Annotated in this window: 4 protein-coding genes and 1 pseudogene; 3 read left to right on the top strand and 2 right to left on the bottom strand. The window is 31.5% G+C overall.

Annotated elements, in window-relative coordinates:
• Together IDG60_RS11055 and IDG60_RS11050 are read left to right on the top strand one after the other, a co-directional pair.
• Positions 1 to 106, top strand: a pseudogene (locus IDG60_RS11055) (aldo/keto reductase); the annotation flags it as partial.
• Positions 107 to 338: 232 nt separating this feature from the next.
• Positions 339 to 542, top strand: coding sequence for a hypothetical protein (locus tag IDG60_RS11050; RefSeq protein WP_000875476.1), 204 nt, complete (start codon positions 339 to 341; stop codon positions 540 to 542).
• An 86-nt stretch (positions 543 to 628) separates the two neighbouring features.
• On the opposite strand, the gene IDG60_RS11045 is transcribed toward IDG60_RS11050, so the two are convergent.
• Together IDG60_RS11045 and IDG60_RS11040 are read right to left on the bottom strand one after the other, a co-directional pair.
• Positions 629 to 790, bottom strand: a complete 162-nt coding sequence (locus IDG60_RS11045) for a hypothetical protein (protein WP_001791678.1) — start codon at positions 788 to 790, stop codon at positions 629 to 631.
• A 36-nt stretch (positions 791 to 826) separates the two neighbouring features.
• A complete protein-coding gene (locus IDG60_RS11040) occupies positions 827 to 1,567 on the bottom strand; it encodes an NAD-dependent protein deacylase (protein ID WP_001557494.1) in 741 nt (246 codons plus the stop codon).
• 241 nt (positions 1,568 to 1,808) lie between these two features.
• Here IDG60_RS11040 and IDG60_RS11035 point away from each other — a divergent pair.
• A partial coding sequence (locus tag IDG60_RS11035) for a DeoR/GlpR family DNA-binding transcription regulator (RefSeq protein WP_346767037.1) occupies positions 1,809 to 2,424 on the top strand: 616 nt, incomplete at its 3' end.

Below are 2,424 nucleotides of genomic sequence, written 5' to 3'. Positions count from 1 at the left end.
AGATAAACAACAAATTGCGACATTAGAAGAAAGTAATAGCCAATTTTTCTCACATGCTGATCCAGAGATGATTAAAGCACTTACAAGCAGAGAATTAGATGTTTAATCATAATATAACAAAGTAAATAATTTACATTACGCTAACCTGAAACTTGGATGTTAAAGTCTATGTTGCAGGTTATTTTATTACTCTTAAAAAGTGAATGGAGCAAGCAAATAAGTTATTATGAATTTTTGTATTATGCAATAACTTACCTAAGATAATAATTATAGTATTGATAATTTTATAAAATGAAGTATATAATGAATGTAGAATAAATTGTATAGGGGATAATAACATGAAATATAAACATTTTGCCATTATTACTTTAATTACAGGCATCGTCATGCTCACGGCAATGTACTTTGTACCATTTGGATATCATAAAATACCAATATTTGCAGGAATGGCGATTATTTTTACAGTCTATTTTAGTAATAAAAAATCTATTGATGAAACAAATATCTTTAGTAAGAAAAATCGCAATAAAAATAAACAATAAAATGAGTTGTAAGCATAAGATTTACAGTTAATTTTTTACGAATGGGCCTTTAGCGATTGAAAATGTTATAAAGTAGCATCCCAACATTAAACAAAAAAACAATTCATCAAATAAAAATCGCTACAAAACCAAGTCATTAAACACGCAATAATTAAAATTTTCCACTCATTATAATTCTGAATTCCAAATGTCGAATTCCGAAAACCAAACTCCAAATTCCAAAAACGCAACTCCAAAATTAAAAGCATCTCCCTGTTACTCGGGAAATGCTTTTTACCTACTGATTACTCTGTCATTAATGATTTTACAACGGAAACCATGTCGTCATGTATGACCAAAGTAGCGTCGCTATCATAAGGTGTTCGATCTTTATTGATAATAATTAAATTGTCGCCTTTAAAATGTGATATTAATCCTGCGGCAGGTTGTACAACGAGTGATGAACCTAGTACAACAAGGGTGTCAGCATGTTCAATTTTATTTAATGCCCTTATGATGGTAGGTTGATCTAACATTTCACCGTATAATACGATGTCCGGTCGAATGGCACCACCACAATTATCACAATGTTTCAAAGTTCTATCAATAACATCTGACTTCGTATAAGATTTATGACATGCATTACAATAAAAACGATTTAACGTGCCATGTAATTCATCAACATGTTGACTTCCAGCGTCTGAGTGCAAACCATCGATATTTTGCGTGATGACACCTAAAGATTGTTGATTACGTTCTAATTTTGCAATCCAATCATGAACGATATTAGGCTTCGTATCGACAAATAGTAAACGCTTATGGCAGAAATTGATAAAACCTTCAGGATCATCTTCTAAATAATCACGGCTTAACAAGTATTCTGGCGAAAGTCCATCTTTTGAAATTTCATCAAATAAGCCACCCATTGAACGGAAATCTGGAACGCCACTTGCGACAGATACACCAGCACCTGTGAAAAATGTAATACGATTCGAACTATCTATAATATGTTTTAATGTCTCTAAATCATTTCTCAAAATAAACACCCCATCAAAATAATGAATGATTTATAACGTCTTTTGCTTTTATTATAGTATATTCATTTTACGATTATCAAAAGCGCAGTTTAAACAGTTCTTTTTAAAAATGAATTATACATATAATCGAACAGTTAAATTATATTAGTTTTTACGCAATTTTTATTATAGAATAAGCATGTATATTAAAATTGATGTCTAAACATAAAGGATAATGACCCATCGCCTAAATAAAGGAGGCAATTTTACATTGAATAAACATGAACGTTTGGACGAAATTGCTAAACTAGTGAATAAAAAGGGCACGATAAGAACGAATGAAATCGTCGAAGGTTTAAATGTGTCTGATATGACAGTTCGAAGAGATTTAATTGAGTTGGAAAATAAGGGCATTTTAACGAAGATTCATGGTGGTGCACGCAGTAATTCAACATTTCAGTATAAAGAAATATCACATAAAGAAAAACATACTCGTCAAATTGCTGAAAAAAGATATATAGCTAGGAAAGCTGCATCATTAATTGAAGATGGGGATACTTTGTTTTTCGGACCGGGAACAACAGTGGAACTATTAGCAGAAGAAGTCAATCATCATACGCTCACAATTATTACGAATTGTTTGCCGGTGTATAAAATTTTGTTAGAAAAACAAACAGCACATTTTCGTGTCTATTTAATTGGTGGTGAAATGCGCCATATTACAGAAGCATTTGTAGGTGAAATGGCGAATGCCATGTTGGAAAAACTAAGATTTAGCAAGATGTTCTTTAGTAGTAACGCAGTAAATAAAGGTGCTGTGATGACATCTACATTAGATGAAGCCTATACGCAACAATTGGCACTAAGTAATTCAATTGAAAAATACT

The sequence above is a fragment of the Staphylococcus sp. EG-SA-2 genome (assembly GCF_017152085.1).
The sequence above is the reverse complement of the archived record's forward strand: the minus strand, read 5'-3'. Positions and strand labels throughout refer to the sequence as shown.